At 70.7% G+C, this 20,066-nt stretch carries 12 protein-coding genes and 1 tRNA gene; 9 read left to right on the top strand and 4 right to left on the bottom strand.

Translation table 11 applies throughout. The features are described 5' to 3' along the window. Positions 1–25 precede the first annotated feature (25 nt). Positions 26–3,157, bottom strand: a complete 3,132-nt coding sequence (locus ABT369_RS51280) for an AfsR/SARP family transcriptional regulator (RefSeq protein ID WP_350624792.1) — start codon at positions 3,155–3,157, stop codon at positions 26–28. 266 nt (positions 3,158–3,423) lie between these two features. Between ABT369_RS51280 and ABT369_RS51275 the strand changes: the two genes are divergently transcribed. Together ABT369_RS51275 and ABT369_RS51270 are read left to right on the top strand one after the other, a co-directional pair. Further along, positions 3,424–3,966, top strand: a complete 543-nt coding sequence (locus tag ABT369_RS51275; RefSeq protein WP_350624790.1) for a GNAT family N-acetyltransferase — start codon at positions 3,424–3,426, stop codon at positions 3,964–3,966. 176 nt (positions 3,967–4,142) lie between these two features. Beyond that, positions 4,143–4,955 (top strand): alpha/beta fold hydrolase, encoded by an 813-nt coding sequence (locus ABT369_RS51270; RefSeq protein ID WP_350624788.1) that lies wholly within the window; start codon positions 4,143–4,145, stop codon positions 4,953–4,955. A gap of 434 nt (positions 4,956–5,389) precedes the next feature. Here the strand turns inward: ABT369_RS51270 and ABT369_RS51265 are convergent, their stop codons facing one another. Next, positions 5,390–7,150, bottom strand: a complete 1,761-nt coding sequence (locus tag ABT369_RS51265; RefSeq protein ID WP_350624786.1) for a discoidin domain-containing protein — start codon at positions 7,148–7,150, stop codon at positions 5,390–5,392. Positions 7,151–7,294: 144 nt separating this feature from the next. Here ABT369_RS51265 and ABT369_RS51260 point away from each other — a divergent pair, with 144 nt between their 5' ends. Continuing rightward, positions 7,295–8,656, top strand: a complete 1,362-nt coding sequence (locus ABT369_RS51260) for a M1 family metallopeptidase (RefSeq protein ID WP_350624784.1) — start codon at positions 7,295–7,297, stop codon at positions 8,654–8,656. Between the two features lie 584 nt (positions 8,657–9,240). On the opposite strand, the gene ABT369_RS51255 is transcribed toward ABT369_RS51260, so the two are convergent. Together ABT369_RS51255 and ABT369_RS51250 are read right to left on the bottom strand one after the other, a co-directional pair. Continuing rightward, the gene (locus ABT369_RS51255) at positions 9,241–10,026 is read right to left on the bottom strand and encodes an alpha/beta fold hydrolase (protein ID WP_350624782.1); all 786 of its coding nucleotides are present in this window, start codon (positions 10,024–10,026) and stop codon (positions 9,241–9,243) included. A 177-nt stretch (positions 10,027–10,203) separates the two neighbouring features. Continuing rightward, on the bottom strand, positions 10,204–13,074 hold the full coding sequence (locus tag ABT369_RS51250; protein ID WP_350624780.1) for a M36 family metallopeptidase: 2,871 nt from the start codon (positions 13,072–13,074) through the stop codon (positions 10,204–10,206). A gap of 436 nt (positions 13,075–13,510) precedes the next feature. On the opposite strand from ABT369_RS51250, the gene ABT369_RS51245 reads away from it, so the two are divergent. The 6 genes from ABT369_RS51245 (at position 13,511) to ABT369_RS51220 (ending at position 19,870) form a co-directional block, all read left to right on the top strand. Then, positions 13,511–14,152, top strand: a complete 642-nt coding sequence (locus ABT369_RS51245; protein WP_350624778.1) for a nucleotidyltransferase domain-containing protein — start codon at positions 13,511–13,513, stop codon at positions 14,150–14,152. A gap of 35 nt (positions 14,153–14,187) precedes the next feature. Continuing rightward, positions 14,188–14,283 (top strand) — tRNA-Sec (locus ABT369_RS51240). Between the two features lie 571 nt (positions 14,284–14,854). Continuing rightward, complete coding sequence (locus ABT369_RS51235) at positions 14,855–15,772, top strand: helix-turn-helix domain-containing protein (RefSeq protein ID WP_350624776.1); 918 nt, start codon at positions 14,855–14,857, stop codon at positions 15,770–15,772. Positions 15,773–16,268: 496 nt separating this feature from the next. Further along, a complete protein-coding gene (locus tag ABT369_RS51230; protein WP_350624774.1) occupies positions 16,269–16,655 on the top strand; it encodes a nuclear transport factor 2 family protein in 387 nt (128 codons plus the stop codon). A gap of 98 nt (positions 16,656–16,753) precedes the next feature. Then, positions 16,754–17,644, top strand: a complete 891-nt coding sequence (locus tag ABT369_RS51225; RefSeq protein WP_350624885.1) for a DUF2716 domain-containing protein — start codon at positions 16,754–16,756, stop codon at positions 17,642–17,644. A 240-nt stretch (positions 17,645–17,884) separates the two neighbouring features. Beyond that, positions 17,885–19,870: a hypothetical protein gene (locus ABT369_RS51220; protein WP_350624772.1), complete on the top strand. Its 1,986-nt coding sequence runs from the start codon at positions 17,885–17,887 to the stop codon at positions 19,868–19,870. Positions 19,871–20,066 lie beyond the last annotated feature (196 nt).

Genomic DNA, 20,066 nt, shown 5'->3' with positions numbered 1-20,066 from the left:
CCCCGGGGTGTGTGCTGCGGTGCCTTCAGCCTGCCTCGGGAGCCGGTACCTGCTCAACGCATTTACGCGCGGGGAAGTAGTCCAGGACGTTGCCGAGCGTCGCGCCGCTCCCCTGCTCGACCGCGCCGGGCACGGCCTCGGCACCGAGCGCGGCGCGGGCCCGCTCGTCCACGTCCGTGGTCCACGGCCGGGTGGCGTCGTCCGTGCCGCGGACCGCCCGCGCCGCGGCCAGCAGCGTCACCGCCCGCGCCGCGTCCCCGCCCAGCAGCGCGGCCTCGGCGGCGTCGTCGACCGCGTTGGCGACGGCGTACGCGTCGAACGCGGAGCGGCCCTGAACGACGGCGAAGCGGATCGCGTCGCCCGCCGCGGCGTGCTCGCCGTCGCGGGCCAGCAGCACCGCGCGGCCGGAGTGCAGCAGGGCGAGCATCTGCGGCGAGACCCGGTTGCCGCCGACGAGGTCGAGGGCGCGGTCGAAGCGGTCGCGGGCCTCGTCGAACCGGCCCGTGCGCAGGGCCCGGTAGGCGAAGGCGTACTCGACGAAGGCGATGCTGTCGGGCACCCCCGAGCGCCGGGCGGTCCGCCGGGCCTCGGCGAGGACCGCGTCCGCGCGCGGCTCGTCGCCGATCAGGTAGTACAACTGCGCCAATCGCACCTCGGTGACCGGCCGGTCCTCGGTCGACCCGAGCAGCCGCAGGTAGGTCAGCGCCTCCTCGTAGTGCGCGATCGCCTCGCGGTGACGGCCCTCGTGGGCCTTGGCCTCGGCGAGGGCGGCGAGGGCGAACGACATGCCCCAGCGCTCGCCGATGCCCTGGAACGCCGCCAGCGACGACTCGAACGCGGCGCGCGACTCGGCCGCGTGGGCGCCGGTGTTGAGCAGCGCGTGCCCGACGAGCAGGCGGCCGAGCCCGGCGATCCAGGGGTCGGGGTCGTCGGACAGCGCCGCGATACGCTCGAGCACGACCCCGACCGGGCCCTGCCGATACAGGCCCGCGACCGCCTGGAAGAGCCGGGACAGCGGGTGTTCGCCCTGGTACCCCACCGCCTCGGAGAACCACCCGTCGAGCATCTCGGAATCGCCGAGCCCGTCGAACCCGTTGACCGCGGCCACCCCGCAGGCCATCGCCCGGGCGTCGGGGTCGGACGGCCCCGGTAGCGACAGCGCGGCCGAGGCCAGGGCCGCGCCCTCGACCCGGTGCCCGCCGAGCCACCAGTACCAGCCGACCACCGCGACGAGCCGCACCGCGAGATCGCTGTCCCCGGCCGCGATCGCCCGCCGCAGCGCCCCGTGCAGGTTGTCGTGCTCGGCGCCGAGCTCGGCGAGGGCCTCCAGCTGCCCGGTGCCGCGCAGCGCCGGCTCGAGCCGCTGGGCCAGCGCCAGGAACCAGGCGCCGTGGCGGCGGCGCACTCCGTCCGCCTCGCCGGCCTCGTCCAGGCGTTCCAGGCCATACGCGCGGATCGTTTCGAGCATCCGGTACCGCAGATCGTCGCCGGCCACCAGCAGCGACTTCTCCACCAGGGTCGTGAGCAGCTCGTCCGGGTCGCCCAGGCGCCCGTCGGGATCGCAGACGGCGGCCGCGGCGGCGACGGTCGCCCCGCCGGGGAAGATCGCCAGCCGGCGCAGCATCGCGCGCTCGGGCTCGGCCAGCAGGTCCCAGCTCCAGTCGACGACCGCGCGCAGCGTCTGGTGGCGGGGCCGGGCCGTGCGGCTGCCCCGGCTGAGCAGCCGGAACCGGTCGTCGAGCCGGTCGGCGATGTGCGCCGGGGTGAGCGAGCGGCAGCGGGCCGCGGCGAGCTCGATCGCCAGCGGCATCCCGTCCAGCGCACGGCAGATCCGGGCGACGGCGCCGGGGTCCTCGGGCAGCCCCGCCAGCCCCGGCCGCACGGCCGCGGCCCGGTCCGCGAACAGCCGCGCCGCCGAGTCCTCCGCGAGCGGCTCCACCCCGAAGAGCGCCTCGCCGGTGATGCCGAGCGGCTCCCGGCTCGTGGCCAGGACCCGCAGGTGCGGGCACTCCCCCAGCAGCCGCTCGGCGAGCTCGGCCGCGGCCGCGACGACGTGCTCGCAGTTGTCGAGGATCAGCAGCAGGCGCCGGTGGGCCAGGGCGGTGGCCAGGCGCCGGGGCGCGTCGTCGGCGTCGAGGCGGCGGCCGGGCGCGGCGGGCTTGCCGGCCGGGTCCCGCAGGCCGAGCGCGCCCCAGACGGCCTGGATCACGTCGCCGGGGTCGGTGAGCGGCGCGAGCTCGACGAGCCACACGCCGTCCGGAATCTGCCCGGCCAGCGCCCGCCCGGTCTCGACGGACAGCCGTGTCTTGCCCGCACCCCCGGGCCCGACGAGCGTGACGAGCCGCCCGTCGTTGACGAGCCGGCGCACCGCGGCCAGATCGGCGTCGCGCCCGACGAAGCTCGTGAGCGCGGCGCGCAGGTTACCCTCCGCGGGCCGCTGCTGCTCACCCCGCAAAACCTGCAGGTGTACCGCCATCAGCCCCGCCGACGGGTCAGCGCCCAGCTCCTCGGCGAGCCGGTCCCGGCACCGCTCGAACACCGAAAGCGCCTCGGCCCCGCGCCCGGCCCCGGCGAGCGCGCGCATCAGCAGCGCGACGAGCCGCTCCCGCAGCGGATGCGCGGCGACGAGCGCCTCGAGCTCGGCGACGACCCGCTCCCCGATGCCGAGCTCGGCCTCGATCCGGTCCTCGATCGCGGCGAAGCGCAGCTCGTCGAGCCGGGCCCGCCACGGCCGGGCGAACGCGGCCTCCCCGGCGTCGGCGAGCGCCGGCCCGCGCCACAGCTGCTCGGCCCGCCGGAACAGCGCGACGGCCGAGCCGGGGTCACCCGCGGCCCGGGCCCGGCCGACGAGCGCCTCGAACCGCAGATGGTCGACGTTCTCCGCGTCGATGTCCAGCAGGTACCCGGTCGGGCGCGCCTGCAGCACGCCGTCGGGCAGCACCCGGCGCAGCCGCGAGACGAGCGACTGCAGCGCGTTGCCGGCCCCGGCGGGCGGATGCTCGCCCCAGACCCCGTCGGTGAGCCGCGCGGCGGTGACGACTCGGCCGGGCTCGAGCGCGAGGAGCGTGGCGAGGACACGCAGCCGCGAGCCGCCGACCTCGAGGGGCACCCCGTCCCCGTCGGCGACCTCGAGGGGTCCTAGCAGCCCGATTCGCACGCTGCTGATTGTGCTCTCTCGTGCCCTGCGCTCGCGGGCCCGGGTTCGCACGGGCCGTCGCCGGGCCTTTGGTGGTGCCGCCGCCCGCCGGTTGCTGCCCGTGGGCCCGGGCTCGCACGGCCCGTCGTCGGGCCTTTGGGGGTGCCGCGCACGACGATCGGCGGGCCTTCACCGCTCCCGACGGGAGGTCCGCTACGGGCCTTCGCTGCTCGTCGGACGGGAGGCCCAAGACGGAAGCGGCCACGTTCCCCGATAGGGTGCCGTTCGTGGCCCTGCAGCCGATCCGCACGGCCCGGCTCGTACTGCGCGAGCCGGCCGTCACCGACGCCGCAGACGTGCTCGTGTTCCGCGGCGACCCGGAGGTCCAGCGGTTCAACGACGACCCGATGCGCACGCTGGCGGAGACCGAGGCATTCCTCGAGCACCTGCTGGCCGAGTCCGCCGCGGACCTACGCCGGCACTGGGCACTGGAACTGGACGGCCGGGTCATCGGCCTCACGGGGCTGCACAGGTGGCAGCCCGCCCACCGGCGGGCCGAACTCGGATACGATCTCGCGAAGGAACACTGGGGCCACGGCTACGCGACCGAGGCGGCACGGGCGATCCTGCGCTTCGGCTTCACCACGATGCGGCTACAGCGCGTGCACGCCCAGACAATCGCGGCCAACGATCGATCGGTCCGGCTGCTGACGTCCCTGGGATTCACCCGCGAGGGAACGCTGCGCCAACACTCCCTGGAAGGCGACGGCCACTTCCACGACTGCGCGATCTTCGGCCTCCTGCGCCCAGAATGGGCAGCAACAGCCTGACCGCCCCATCGGCGCCACAACTCCAACCACTCACACGCGCAAACCCAGCACTCGAACCTGGTGGCGACGGTCCGACCTGCCCTCTGGCGTGCAACCCAAATTGCACAATCGCGCGCTCGCAGTGGGTGGCAGCGGTCTGACAGGGCTTTATCAGCGCGACTCCCCAGACTGCCCGCATGACCGACTTGGGTGTCGCATTCTCCGCCGACGGCACGGCCATCACCTACCGCAGCACCGGCAACGGACCCGGGCTCGTGGTGGTGCCCGGCAACAACCGGCGCGCGCACCATTACGACACGTTCATCCACAACCTGCCCCGCTACCGTGTCCATTCGATCGACCGCCGGGGCCGCGGCGCGAGCGGGCCACAGGGCACGGCGTACTCGATCGAGCGCGAGGCCGAAGACGTGCTCGCCGTGGCCGACGCGACGGGGTCCGAGCTGGTGTTCGGCCACAGCTACGGCGGACTGGCGGCCCTGCACGCCGCGCTGCGCCGGACCTTCGCCGGGCTGGCCGTCTATGAGCCGGCCGTCAGCCTCCACGGCGCGTTCGACCTCTCCTGGCTGCCACGCTTCACAGAGCTGGTCACGGCCGGCCGCGCCTACGCGGCGATGGCGACGTTCACGAAACGCACCGGGATCGTGCCGCTGCCCGACGTACCGCTGGCCGTGCACTACGGCCTGGCCTTTCTGCTCCTGCGCGGCACCGACGGAGCCGAGACGCGGGCCATGATGCCGACCAGCCCGGCCGAGCTCGGCGAGGTCGCGCGGCTCGACTCCGACGGCTCGCGCTACGCGGCGATACAGTCACCGACCCTGCTCCTGGCCGGGGCGAAGTCGGTGCCATACCTGCGCGACACGGTGCCGCGCCTGGCCGAGCTGTTGCCGTTGGCGCAGCACGAGGTCCTGGCGGGCGCCGACCACAACGCGCCGGACCTGAACCGCCCGGCGCTCGTGGCCGCCCGGGTCGACGCCTTCTTCACACGCTGACACCCTCGGCCCGCGCACCGCCCGAACGCTCACTGCACGAATCGCTCGCCGGACAACGGGCAGTGCGCGAATCGCTCGCTGCGCGAACCGCCTCGCGGTCCGAACGCTCACTGCACGAACCGCTCGCTGCACGAATCGATCAGTGTTCAAACGCGCAATGCGCGAACGCACAGGACCAACGGCGCCCACTTGCGCGGACGCTCAATGGCCGAACGCGCACTGTACGAACGCGCAGTCTGCGAGTCGCGCAGTGCGCGAACGTGCAGGCACGAACCGCTCACCGCACGAACGCGCCACCCACAACCCGCTCACTGCGCGAACGCGCGACGCAAGACCGCGTTCCACGCGAACGTGCACCGCGCAGTGTGCGAAGCGCGCATCGGGCATGGCGGGGCTCCAAGGAAGTACGAACCCTGGAGCCCCGTCAGCAGCGATCAGCCGAAGACCTGGAACTCCCACAGGGAGTAGCCGTAGGTCGTTGCGCGCTGGGTGCCGTAAACGCGCACATAGCGACCGGACCCGGTGACGTTCAGCGTCTGGTTGCCGCCCGCGCCCGTCGTGGTGCTGTAGATCGACGTCCAGTTCGTGCCGTCGTTGGAGGTCTGGATCTGGAAGGCCGTGGCGTACGCCGCCTCCCAGTTCAGGTTCACCTTGCTGATGGCCCGGGTCGCGCCGAGGTCCACCTGCAGCCACTGCGGGTCACTGAACGCACTCGACCAGCGCGTCCCGGTGTTGCCGTCGGTCGCCGCGGACGCGGGCGTGCCGGCGTTCTCCGTCGACGACGCGGTGGTCGGCCGGCCCTGGGAGATCACGGTGCCGGTCGAGCCGCCGGGCGTACCGGTCAGGCCGAGCTCGTACAGCGAGTACCCGTACGCGGTCGCGCGCTGCGTGCCGTAAACGCGCACATAGCGACCCGATCCCGTGACGTTCAGCGTCTGGTTGCCGCCCGTGCCCGTCGTGGTGCTGTAGATCGACGTCCAGTTCGTGCCGTCGTTGGAGGTCTGGATCTGGAAGGCCGTGGCGTACGCCGCCTCCCAGTTCAGGTTCACGCTCGTCAGGTTGTACGTCTGGCCGAGGTCGACCTGCAGCCACTGCGGGTCACTGAACGCACTCGACCAGCGAGTCGTGGCGTTTCCGTCAGTCGCGGCGGACGCGGGCGTACCGGCGTTCTCGGTCGAGGAGGCGGTCGTCGGCTTGCCCTGCGCGATGTTGGTGCCGGTCGGGGGCGGGCTGGTCGTGCCGCCCTTCTTGTTGTACACGGCCACCCAGTCGATGTTCATCTGCGCGCCGGAGACGGTGCTCGCGTTCGGGCCGCCACCGAAGGCGTCGGGGAATCCGCCGCCCATGGCCAGGTCGTAGATGATGAAGAACGGGTGGTGCACGGCGTTGTTCCACGTCGTGGCGTCCACGCGGGTGGCCGGCAGCGTGAAGTAGTTCGCGCCGTCGAGGTACCAGCGGATCTCCTCCGGCGACTTGGACCGGTCGATCTCCACCGCGTACGTGTGATAGCCGGTCTGGCACCCGGCGCACGCGCGCTCGCCGCTGCCGATGCCCGTCGACTCGTTGCACGGGCCGCCGGGGTTGACCCCGCAATGCAGGGTGCCGAAGACGGAACTGCGCCCGTTGATGTCCTCGAGGATGTCGATTTCGCCGCTGGTCGGCCACGAAGTGCCGGTCCGCAGTGTCGATCCGAGCATCCAGAACGCGGGCCAGTAACCGGCGCCGTTCGCGGTCGTCACATTCGGCTGTTGGATCGAGGACTCCATGCGCACCACGTCGCCGGCGTCGGCGCCGAACGTGGCGGCCTGGGTCTCGATGCGGCCGGACGTCCAGCCGGCCCTCGGGTCGGTACCCGAGTGCAAGGCCCGCAGCACCAGGTGCCCGTTGCCGTCCTGGAAGACGTTGGCCGTGCTGTTCGTCATGGTCTCGATCTCGCCGGTGCCGAAGCTGCTGCCCGGACCGGTGTCGTACTTCCACGTGCCCGTGTTCACCCCGGTGCCAGCGGCACCGTTGAACTCGTCGCTCCACGTGAGCGTGAAGCCGGGCGGCGGCGCGGGCGCGGCGGCGGCCGCGAGCTGGGCATTGTTCGACGTGCCGGCCTGCGCCGCGGCGGTGACGGCGACCAGGGCGAGCGCCGCGGCGGCGGTGACGCCCGCGGCCCAGCGCCGGGCGCGACGGTGTGTTCGAGTGCGCATGGCTCTCCTTGCGATCCTGGCGGGGACTAGAGAGCGCTCTCTCAACCGGCACGCTACTCCTGCCGCACGGTACGACGTCAAGAGGGTCGCGACTCGGGTTCATATATATTGACAGTCATCATTCACTGCTTTCACGCTGGCCGCATGACCATCCGGCTTCTGACCGCGCTCACCGTCGCGGTCACCTCCGCCACCGCTATCGCCGTCGGGGTCACCGCCCCGGCCGCGTTCGCCGCGGTCGACACGACCCGGACCCCGGGCCTGGCCGACTACACCGTCACGCTCGCGAGCGACAGCACCGGCGCCTCGTGGAGCGGTCACGAGTCCGTCACGTTCACGAACACCTCGCCGACGACACTGCCCGAGGTGTACCTGCGGCTGTGGGACAACTACCACGGCACGTGCCCGTCCAACACGCCGATCACCGTGACCAACGTGACCGGAGGCTCTGCAGGTTCGCTCAGCGTCGGGTGTACGGCTCTGAAGATCACGCTGCCCGCCCCGCTCGCACAGAACGCGACCGCGACGATCGGGTTCGACCTCGGGATCGTGGTGCCCGCGGGGGCTGATCGGTTCGGGCGCGACGGGGCGTACAACTTCATCGGCAACGCGCTTCCGGTGCTCGCGGTGCGCGACGGGGCCGGCTGGCACCTCTCGCCGTACACGAACAACGGCGAGTCGTTCTACAGCCTCATCAGCGACTTCGACGTCACACTCGATCACCCGACCTCCATCTCGGTGCCCGCGACCGGCACGTCGACGGACACGCCGGGCAGCAGCGGACGCACGATCACGCACGCTTCGGCGACGAACGTGCGCGATTTCGCCTGGGCGGCGGGTCCGTTCACGAAGACCAGCGGCGTGTCCCCGGGCGGATACACCGTCAACGTGTACCGCACCAGCGCGATCAGCGCCTCCAGCGCCAGTTCGATGCTCAGCACGGCGCTGGGCGCGCTCGACGCGCACTCCCAGCGCTTCGGGGCGTACCCGTACGGCGAGGCCGATGTCGTGCTGGACAACAACTTCTGGTTCGGCGGGATGGAGTACCCGGGCTTCGTGCTCGACGTGGTGTCGAGCAACGCCCTCGCGCACGAGCTCGCGCACCAGTGGTTCTACGGGATCGTGGGCGACGACGAATACACGACACCGTGGCTCGACGAGGCGTTCACCGACTACGCGACGGACCTGTACTTCAACAAGACCGGCACCAACTGCTGGAACTCGGTCACGTGGCAGTCCTCGAGCGAGCGGCTGACCAGCTCGATGGCCTACTGGGACGCGCACTCGTCCCGCTACTCGACCGTCATCTACGGCTACGGCAAGTGCGCACTGCACGACCTGCGCCGCACCCTCGGCACGACGGCCATGACCAACCTGATGTTCAACTACGCGCAGTCACACTGGTACGGCGTCTCGACGGTGCCCGACTTCAAGGCGGCAGCCCAGGCGGCGGCCGGCTCGACGAGCCTGTCCTCGTTCTGGACGACCCACCGCATCGACGGCTGATCACCGCAGGCCCAGCGCGGAGCCGGCCGGTCCTCGCTCCACACGGCTCAGCCGCTGACCGTCGCCGACGCGAGCGCGACGAGCGCGCCGGACAGGCCGCGATCGACGGCGGCGCGGCGCCGGCGGCCAGCGCGGGTGAAGGCGGCCAGCGCGGGTGCCCGCGGCCAGCGCGGGTGCCCGCGGCCAGCGCGGGTGAAGGCAGCCAGCGCGGGTGAAAGGACCGGCCGCTCACCCGCGCGAAGCAGGCTGGCTTCGCGCGGGTGCTCAGCACCGGCGCGGCCGGGTCACCTTTCTTGCGCTGACCGCCCCGAGCGCGACGGGCGCCGCGACGACGGTGACCGCGCCGCTCAAGGCCGGCGCGGCAAGGGAGGGCTCGCGCCCCGTCCAGGCAACGCGCAGCCGAGCTGGTCATAGACAGGGGCGAGCTCCGATCCCCGCGGCCCGCGCACAGTGGAATCAGTCCGGCCCGCGCACGAACTCCGTCACCGGGCCGAGCACCGCAAGGCCGGCCCGGTGCCCACCCGGGCGGCGCGGTCGAGCCGGTCACGGGCAGGAGGCGCACGCCGATCGCGTGGCCCGCAGAATCAGTCGGGCTCGCTCAGAAACTCCTCCACCAGGCCGGGCAACGATGGCGCCTCCGTGATGTCGTAGTGCGTGCGCCCCGGGATGATCGCCAGCCGCGACGCCACCCGCTTCGAGGCGTCCCAGTCCGCGTCGCGCAGGCCGCCGCCGAGCAGCGCGTAGAACTCGGCCGCGTGGGCGGGCGGGATCGAGTCGGCGTCGGCGAACACGAGCATGGTCCGCGCCTGAATCCGAGCCGCCTCCGGAGACCAGTCGTAGTCGCGCCGCAGCAGTTCGCCCATCCGCGTCCCGAGCACCGGCCAGTCCTCGACCCGCGGCGCGACCCGGGCGTAGGACGCGTACAACGGCGACGCCTTCATCCCCTCCGCCGCCTCCGGCCCGAGCTGCGCCATCCCGGCCAGCACCTCCGGGAACCAGCCCGTGCGCCGCACCGGCGTCGAGATCGCGATCAGCCGCCGGACCACGTCGGGGTGCTGCATCGCGATCCGGACCGCGGTCCCGGCCCCGAGCGAGTAGCCGAGCACGTCGGCGCGCCCGAGTCCGAGATGCGAGATCAGCGCGGCGACGTCGTCGGCGCAGGTCTCGTACCGAAGCGGACGCTCGGTCACGGGTGTGTGTCCGTGCCCCTGCAACTCGACGGCGATGACCCGCCGCCGCTGCGCCAGGGCGGGCAGGAACGCCCCGAACATCTCGATGGTCCAGAACCCGCCATGGAGGAGCACGAGCGGCTCACCCGAGCCGTGCTCCTCGTACCACAGCGAGACCCCGTTCACCTCGGCATACGTCATGCGCCGACCCTAGCCCCGAGCGACCCCGGCACACTGCCGGACGAGCGGCGACCACCGGTCCGGGGGCGACTGTTGTGCTTCATGGCCCGGACCCTACGCGCGGGGTACGACAAAAAACGTCCGAACACGAGCGGGGCCCCGCCGGCGAGTGCCGGCGGGGCCCCTGAACGGTGTTGCCTACTGCCCCGGCGTGATGTTGCCGCTGGAGCCGAAGACCTGCACCTCGGCGATGCGGACCTCGTCGCGGTACTGGCTGTTGGCAGCGCAGTCCGTGTTCGCCCGCGGGTCGTTGTCCTGCTCACCGGCGTAGAACGGGTTGCCGGTGCACTGGCTGGACCGCACGACCACACGCACGTGCGTGGCCAGCGTCGGGTGGATGTCGAACGTGCGCAGGTTCAGCTGCGGCGCCACCGGACGCCAGGCGCCACCCGGGAAGGCGTCGTCGTTGCTACGGTACGCCTCCGTGTAACTCGAGTCCTTGCTGCAGTCGGCCTTCGTGGCGTCGCAGGTGAGCACCGAGAACGAGCGCAGAGCGCTGAACCGGTTCTGGTTCTGCGTGCTGGAGTCGACGTCGCCCTTGAGGGCCGGGCGCAGCAGGGCGCTGACGTTGAGCGACTGGACGTTGACCGGCTTGTCGCCGGCCAGGTCGATCGTGACCTGCTTGCCGGCCACGCCGTTGACCGACGCCCAGTTCGTGCCCTCGGTCTCGTCGTTGATCTTGTCGAGGTTGACGCCGTCGCCGGTCGCCACCGCGCCAAGCGCCGAGGAGGCCACGTTCTGCGGCAGCTTCAGCTTCAGCTCCTGCGCCTTGCCGGGCTTGAAGGAAGCGGTGAACTTCTGGCTGCCGTAGCCCTTGCCGTTGACCACGAAGTGGAACTCGGTGTTGGGCAGGATCTGGAACGTGTCCGGCAGCGGCGTCGACGGGTCGGTGTCGGCCACCGGGGTCGCCCGGGCCTCGTAGTCGCCGACGTACAGCGTGACGTTCGCACCGGCGGAGCCGGCCATCGGCCGCAGGGTCACGGTCGCGTTCTCGGCGTACGGCGAGTGGAAGCTCGGCGTCGGGTCGGTGTCCGACGGAGCGCCCGTCGCACCCTCACCCAGGCCGGACTCGGCGAAGCCCTTCCAGATGATGTCCTGGTTGGCCCCGTCGAAGCGGACCAGGTCCGCGGCCAGCATGTTGTCGCGCATGCTGGTCATGGTGGCCCCGCTGGCCGCCTGCAGCAGGAACGAGTCGAACATCAGCTGGATCCAGCGCCGGTTGCCCGGGCAGGACGCCGCGTCGGCGCCGCCGTCGGCGCACTTCTGCTGCAGCTCGGGGGTGCCGAGGCCGTAGCGGTTGACGAACTCCTTGCGGACGCGCAGGTTCGTGGCGACCCAGATCTCGCCGTCGGCGTGGACCTCGGGACCGACCAGGTCGAAGCCGAAGTCCGAGTAGTTCAGCGGGCTCTTGCTGGCGTCGTAGTCGCGGATGCCCTCGTGCACGTTGCCCGTGACGTAGGCGCCGGTGACGAACTCGGTGTCGCCGGGAGCGCGCAGGCCGTTCTCGTACAGGTACTCGGCGGCGACGAGGTCACTCCACGCCTCGCCCATCGAGCCGCCCTGCGAGCCGGAGATGCCGCTGTTCGGGCCGGCGATCATGCGGTTGGTGATCGCGTGGGTGTACTCGTGCCCGATGACGGTCATGTCGTAGTCGCCGTCAACGCACGGCGGGTACGCCGAGCCGGCCACCGGCTGCCACAGGTACATGTTGGTCGTCGACGTCGCACCGTCGCGGCCCGTGCTCTGGTTGGCGTTGTTCCGGCTGCCGCTCAGGGCGCCGGACTGCGCGCGACCCTGCTCCGGGTCGTTGCCCAGGCCGCCGGGCTGGGTGTTGACGACCTGCATGTTCCACGCGGACTCGGTGAAGCCCAGGTGGTAGCTGAAGTCGTGCATCGCGTTGTGCATGCCGAACAGGTTCGACACCGCCGCGTCCGCGTCGTTGCGCGTCGCCGAGGTGAACACGTCCGGGTTGCACTTGGACTCGTGCCACTGGTCGGTGAACGCGTAGTTGTAGTTGCGGTCCGTCTTGGTGGCCGCCGGGAAGGCCGCCACGCCACCGCCCCACGACACGAGGTTGTTGGCCGAGTTGCCCGACGAGGTGAAGGTCGGCTGACCGGTGAGCTGGTTGACGTCCCAGGCCTTGCCCGACGCGGCGTCCTTCACGGTCTTGACGCAGTTGACCGCCGGCGTGAAGCACCAGGTCACCCGCGAGTCGGTGCCCGCCGTGACCGACTGCGGCGCGGTCGTCGGGAAGACGGCCCAGGTCGGGTTGTCGGAGTCGAAGTCGACCATGTCCTCACGGATGAGGATCTCGCCGGTACGCGCGTCGACGAAGGTCGAGTACGCGGTCGGGTTGTCGGCGTCGTTCGAGACCAGGCTGATCTGGTACGCCGCACGCGGCCCGCCGTCCGGGGTGGGCACGGCGACCTCGATGACGTCGGGGGCGCCGATCTGACCGGCCGTGAGACCGGCGTCGGCCAGGGCCGCGGCGACGGCGTCGGACGCCGACAGGGTCGCCGGCTCGGGCGCGGTGGTGTCGCGCGAGAGCGATGACGTGACCCAGACGACGCTGCCCTTGTTGAGCAGGATCGACACGAGTCCGTCGTGACCCGCCGGCAGGTTGCCGAAGCGCTGCTGCAGCTGCACGACGGTGCCGGTGCCGAGCGCCTGGACGAGGATCGGCTGCATCGCGTCGACGGCCGGGGCGTCGAGCGCGTACAACTCCTGGTTGTCGAGCAGGTACTTGCGGGCCGCGGCGACCGGGTCGCCGGTCAGGCCGGTGGCCAGGGCCTTGTCCGGGCCGACGGCCTCGGGCTCGCCGAGGGAGTTCCAGCGGACCTTCGCGGCGCCGACCCGATCGGCGGCCGCCTTCTGCTTCGCGGTCGGCGCCTTGCCGCCGCGACGGTTGTCGACGTCACGCGGGCCGTGGCCCTCGACGTCATGGGCCTTTCCGGGGTTCGGCTTGGGATCGGCGGCGGCGGGCGCGGCGGTTACCGCACTCGTCGCCACGACGGCGGCGGCAGTGAACGCGGCTAGCGTCCTGCCCCGCCAGCGCCTGGGGTTCAACCCAGATTTGCGCACGATCGGTTCTCCTCTAGTTCGATTGGGGCGCGTGTTGCTCCAGGGGGCGCCAAGTGGATCTCCTAGGGCCTATCACGGCCCGGCGCAGGCACACCAGGCTGCGCGAATGCGGGTCCACAATGGACAGGAACGCGACAGTTCCCTCTAACGGGGGAAGCCCCGTCGCCGCTTCGGGCGACAACGGGCAAATCGATCAAGGGGCCTGCCCGGCGATTTACCGGCACTTCCGGACACAGCATGACTTGCGTGAATGTTCACCAATTGCAATGAGCGACATTCGTACCACATGCCAATGAATGGGCAACCCGCTCGCGCCGCAATTCAAAATGCTATCTGGCTAATTGATATATGCCATCATCGCGGAGTGAAAGACCGGCTACCCGCCGGTGGCATCCAGCTGTCACCGGCCGACATCGACGCCCTGCCCGCCAGGTGGTCTTCCTGCTGGACCCCGGCCGAGGTCGCGCAGCACCTGGCCGGCACCGCCACGCCCTGGTGCGTGGCCGCGGGCTGGGCGTTGGACCTGTTCCTCGGCAGGCAGACACGCGAGCACGGGGACATCGAGATCGCGATCCCCGCAGCAGGCTTCCCCGAGGTCCGCGACCGCTTCCCCGGATACGCCTTCGACACGGTGGCCAGTGGCCGGATCTGGGAGAACGCCACACCGGACGAGCTGGCCGCGACGCACCAGACCTGGCTGCGCGACCCGGCCACCGGCAACTACCTGCTCGACGTGTTCCGCGAGCCGCACGACGACGACACGTGGATCTGCCGCCGCGACGAGACGATCCGGCTGCCGTACCGCGACATCGTCCTGCACACCCGAGACGGCATCCCGTACCTCACGCCTGAGCTGGTCCTGCTCTTCAAGGCCAAACACGCCCGCGGCAAGGACCAGGCGGACTTCGACGAAACCGTCCCGCACATGGCCCCGGCCCAGCGCGGGACCTTGGCCGCACTGCTGACCCGCGTGCATCCGGGACATCCGTGGCTCGCGCACCTCTGAGGCGCCGTACCGCTCGGACGACTACAGTGGGCGACGGAGGCGTGCGGGTGGCTGGTGCCCCTCCCAGTCTTCAAAACTGGTGTGGTCCGGAATCCGGGCCAGGCGGGTTCGATTCCCGTCCGTCTCCGCCAACCAGCTCTTGCATCACCCCACCCCTCGATGAGCTCGCCAAATGTAGATTATCGAGGGTTGTCGTCGACCTTAAGAACTGGTCTCGCTCGATCTCACCGGCACCGGGGCGTTCGCACTGCGCGCGGCAAAGATCTTTAGCGTCCGGACAGCTCGGGGCGGTCCACTTCACCTGGTCGATGGGATGCGCCGGAGGCAGGCCGAGTTCGACCGCACATGCCGCGCGATCGCGCCCACAACGCTCCCCGTCTTGGTGATGCTCGGCAACGCCTGTTTGTGGAGATTCGCCGGTCGGGGTCGACGGTGGCTGCGGGTCGCGTGGCGACCGCCGAGACCGTCTACAACTAGCACTTCCGGAGTCGGCCAACATGATCGGACAGCGCCCGATCCGGGACCACCATCGGGTGCGTGATCCTCGACAGGACAGGAAGTCCCGGCCTCGCCGTGCCGGTTACTCGCTGTGATGCGCGCCAGCCGGCCGCCGCGCACCAACGGCGGCATGACAGTGCGGTCGTTGCGATTGTGGGCGTGTCCGCTTGAGCTTCCATCCGGTGGAACCTTCAGGCTTGGTACGTGGATCGCGAATCGGATCTCTATACGATCGGGCAACTCGCGCAGTGCGCCGGCGTGTCGGCCCGGACCGTCCGGTTCTGGTCGGACAGGGGCGTGTTACCGCCAGTCGGCCGTTCCAGCGGGGGGTACCGACTCTACGACGCGGTGTCCGTCGCTCGGCTTGAGCTCATTCTGACGCTGCGTGATCTGGGCCTTGGTCTCAATGCTGTCGGAGCACTGCTGGCCAAGCAGGTCACGCTGGCCGATCTTGCGGCAGCTCACGTGAAGGCGCTCGATGCGGAGATCCGCACGCTTCAGCTACGACGCACGGTCCTGCACACCGTTACCCGTCGACAGAGCACGACCGAGGAGATGACCTTGATGAACAAGCTCGCCAGACTGTCCGCGCAGGAGCGCCAGCGCATCATCGACGACTTCGTTGACCATGCATTCGACGGCACGGCCGACCCGGATAGTGCCGTCATCGCCGACTGGATGCGCGAACTGCCCGCCGAGCTCATCGAGGATCCCACCGACGAGCAAATCGACGCCTGGCTGGAGCTGGCCGAGCTGGTCGCCGACGAAGACTTTCGGCAGAAGTTCCGTGCCATGGTGCTGAGCGCCGCCGCCCATGACCCGCGTCTGGAGTTCGGGCTGAACATCCGACCACTCGTCCTTGCCCACGCCGGAAGCGCCGAAGAGCGCGGCGTCGCTCCCGACTCCGTTGAAGGCCGCGAGACACTCCACCGGATCGTTCCGGCCGACCTGCCCGTCGAGGAAGCCGCCGCGCTTCTCACATGGCTGGAGATGGTGGCCGACTCCCGGATTGAACGCTACTGGCAGCTCCTCAGCACACTCAACGCCACCGATGCGGGGCCGCCGGCTGTGCCTGCGTTCGCATGGCTGCTTGCGGCAATGCGTGCGCACCCATTCCCCTGATGTTGCCTGTGTCGCGCAAATAGGCAGGCGGTAGGTAGCCAACCGTGGAATACCCGTCGGGCAGACGTCCGACTGCAGGCGCGCTCAAATCGGCAGATCCGCGCGCCGAACCGCCGGCTGGGCTGTCACGGTCTGTCGCGCGCGGATCGCGGCAGAAGCGGATGCCGCATAGAACTTGGGCCAGGGTCGGCCGGGCCGCACTCACATCGGATTCTTGTTTTATTGCGGTAGGACCGAGGCCCGGCCAGGCTTCCGTCTAGACATCCGGGCTGTCGCTCTCACATCGGCTGCCCACTTCGGTGTGGCTCTCATTTGGCCTGCGCGGTCCCGGGCGTCGCCTATGGGCGACGCCCGGGACCGGGGTGAGCGATCCTCGATGCTTGGTCAAGACGCCCGGTCAGCGGCATGAACGGAAACGTGATCAGCAGAAACGGGTTGAGCGTCACGGCTGTGGGAAGAGTGCCGCGACGACCAGCACCCGGAGGAGGCCGAAACCGTGATTGCCGACCAGCGGACCCGCGCTGCGATCGAGGAGCACTGGCGGGCGTCAGAGGCGGGCGAGCTCGCGACGGAGCACGCCCTGTACGCCGAGGACGCGATCCTGGACTACCCCCAGTCGGGCGAACGGTTCCGCAGCCGCACCACGATTGCCGCCCAGCGCGGCGCCAATCCCGCTGACCGTCACTTCACCGTGCTGCGTATCAGCGGCAGTGACGACCTGTGGGTGAGCGAATGCGTCATCACCTACGACGGCGCGCCCACCTACTCGGTGAGCATCATGGAGTTCACCGACGGCCGGGTCGCGCACGAGACTCAGTACTTCGCGGCTCCATTCCCGGCGCCGCAGTCCCGCGCAGGGTTCGCCGAGCGAATCCCGGCCTGACCATCACCCTGGCAACGCGTTGGGGTCGAGCCAATCCGATCAGCGGCAAATCCGGGCGCCGCGACGTGCCGTGATACTGCATGATCAGCAGTGTGGACATGGACGCGCGGACCGATCTGGGTGGGCTCGCTCCGGTCGAACGGGAACTGCTTCGGCTCGGCATCATGCAGTGGGCGCGCCCGGAAGGCAACAAGGACGTGGTCGCCGGGCTGCTCGACTATTCCGGTCGCTCCGAACTGCGATCGGACGTTGAGCGGCTGGCCGGTCTCATAGACGCGGCGAGCCCGATGTCGCGTCGTGATTGCCGGCGTCTCCTGCTCGCGACCGAACTCGCCTTCGCGAGCGAAACGCTGGGATGGTCGCGGGACTGGTCGCCCGACACCGGCTTCGCGGACCGCGACACCATCACCGTGCTTCGTTCCATCCAGGAGAAGGTCGCCGGCATCATCCACGGCCGCGACGACCAAGTCGCCGAGATCGGCCCTGCGGTGCAGCCGGCCTGGAGCCCGATCTCCATGGACGCCGACGACGCATGCTGGACGCCGTTCCGCCAGCGATTCGATTTCCGGCCCAGCATGCATTCCTGGCCTGCCATCACCGAGCCCGTGCCGTCGGTCACCATCGACCTCAGCCCCATCTTCGCCGCACGCAGCCACCCGGAGTTCACCGCAGGCGTGGCCGCGGTCAACAGCCTTACCCTGCTCGCGCTGGCCCGCGTGCTCGAACGCGACACCAGCCTCGTTGTGCTCGACTGGCAGCACCAGAGCTACCGGTTCTGGCCCCACCGGTTCGCATGCCAGCCGGATTCGCAGTGGCAGACGGACGTCTTCCCCAAGGGGGACTACTACATCTTCCTCACCGAAGACATGAACACCGGCACGTTCGGCCATCCCTGGGAACAGACGCTCTGCGTCTTCGGCGAGCCACTGATGTCCACCCTGATCCCAATGCTCACCAGCTGGCTCCCCATCCGACGCACCAACCGGTAGAGGAGCGCGATGATTCCTCTCCAAGACCGAGTGCGCGCCCATCGGCTACCGCGCGCCGAACCGCCAGCTGGGCCATCACGGTCTGCAGTGCGCGGATTGCGGCTACGAGTGCGCGGCTGATCAAGCAATGTCGTCCAAGAACGGCACCCTCGAGCGGCCGGTCAACCCTCGTCAGGGGTGTCTGACCGACGAAGCCCCGGTCAGCGTGGTCGGGTACGGCATCGAAAGTATGCTGCACCGGTGCAGCCAACGCCGCGGCCGGCGCCCGACGACGACGCATGGGGTGCCGACTACGACGACGTGCCGCAGATGCTCGAGAGCGCGGCATCGGCGTCCGTCGAGGACGCCCGTGCGGCCTGGGAGCGCATCCTGAAGTGCCTCTTCGGCGTGTACCCTCGCTCCCCGCATCTGGACCAGCTCGCACCCGTGATCGCCGCGGCGGTGCCGCACTTCGTGGCGTTGGCCTGTTCGGCCCCGCACGAGCGGGCCACGGCGCTGTCCGTGGCGGGCCGGGCGGCCGACCCGGAGCGTCCCCTCCGGGCGTCGCCCGAGGCGCGTTCCGCGTTGCGGGCGCAGGCGGCGACGATCGCACCGCTGCTGGACGACCCGGACGCGGCGGTACGGGTCTCGGCCGTGTATGCGCTGACCCACGCCGGTGTCGATCCGAGCCTGTTGCGGCGCAGGCTGGCCGCGGAGTCTGAGCGGGAAGTGCGGGCGGCGCTGCTGCTGGGGCTCGGCGCGGAGGCCGCGGAGACGCTGGCTGCGGCCGAGTTGGAGGACCGCACGGTTGTGGTCGGGGCGGCGCTGGCCGGTGCCCGGGCCGGGGTGCCGTGGCCGGACGGCGCGCTGGCGGTGGTCGCGGCGGCGCTGTCGGCCGGCGCGGAGGTACCGGCCGATTGGCTGCGCCGCTCCTCGACGCTCGCGGATCTGCTGTGTGCGGTCGACGGTGAGGTCGGCCGCATGCTGCTAGATGCGCTGCCGTTGACGGTGTCGGTGCTGCGGGCGGTCGAGGACTGCGGCCGTTGGCACCGCCCGGCCCGGGCGTGGCTGGCATCGTGGGCCGGGCGGCTGCTTCTCGACGCCGACCCCCGGCTGCGCACGGCCGCCATCGACGCGGTCGCGGCGACCGGCGCGGCCGCCGCACCGTGGGCCGACAGCCTCGCCCAGGCGGCGGCCTCCGCCGGGACCCCACCGGACGCACGTCAGAAGGCGATCCGGGTGCTGGGAGAACTCGGCGACCCGCGCTGGATAACGCTTGGCGGGTGGAACGACAATTGGTGGTTGGACCTGACGTCGGCGCAGTTCGACGCGTTCCGCGTCGAACTGGAACGGGCCACCGCGGCCGGCGAGGCGAAGGACGTTGCGATACTGGCCTACCGAGTGAGGCAGATGGGCGCGCGGGCCTCGGCCTTGACGTCGCAACTGCGCGCGGCCCGCGCGCTTGCGCCGAAGGAGGTCGCCTGGGCGCTTGAGGGGCTGGACGCCGCCGATACGGTCGACGTGCCCGCGCTGCGGGAGCTGGCGGCGGAGGGCTTCGCGGAGCCGGCGTTCGCGTGCTGGCGGCGGACGCATGATCGGTCCGTTGTCGTCGAGGCGATCCAGGCCGCGATCGAAGCGCCGCGATGGCGTGAGGTCACCCGCGGGTTGACGATGGCCGCAGATGCCCGCCTGGAACTGCCGGAACTGCTGCCGATCCTGTGGGAATGGCAGCGGCAGGACTACGACTTGCCCGCCATGGTGCACAGGGCGCAACTGGCCGCAGCCAGGTTCCTCGCCGTGATGACCGGTGACGGGCGGCATCCCCCGGCCGAGGTGCTGGCCACCGTCCGCGCGATCCTGCACTTCGGCGAAGTGCCCGCCAGCCAGGCCGCGGCGCTCATCGCCGAACTGGGCTGGACCGAGCTCGTCGAGGACCTGAGTACTTCTTTCGGCCGCCACGGGCACTGGGGCAAGGCCGCTATCGCTGAGGCGCTCTGGCGGCTGGGCCGGCCCGCACCCGACCTGGTGCCGGTTCTGCTCGCCACCATCGAGGACGGCGTCTGGCCGGGCGAAGCCGTATCGGCCCTGGTGAAGATCGGCACTACCACAGCGGTCCCGCGGCTGACCCAACTGGCCGACCAGGACCGAGCTATGCTCGTCCACTTCGATTGGCCCGAGATGGCCTGGCGCGACGAACGGCTCCGCGCCGATCTGCGTGCCGCGGCCGCGATTCTGGCCGGGCGCTGAACCGCACGACGCCGAGCGCCTGGCCGCCAGGAAAGCCGCCCGGCACCCGCGAAACGTGAACGCGTCGATAGCGGTCTCGAAAGGGTGGAACGCGCTCTCATCGGCTACTTATCTAATTTGATCTACGACCTGTGCCCGGCCAGGCTGGGTCGAGGTGATCGGCGGGTGGCTCTCACAAGCGGCTGTCCACTGCACG

Origin of the sequence: Dactylosporangium sp. NPDC000244 (genome assembly GCF_040300725.1) — a bacterium.
GTDB lineage: Bacteria > Actinomycetota > Actinomycetes > Mycobacteriales > Micromonosporaceae > Dactylosporangium.
This window is presented reverse-complemented; position numbering and strand designations above follow the sequence as displayed.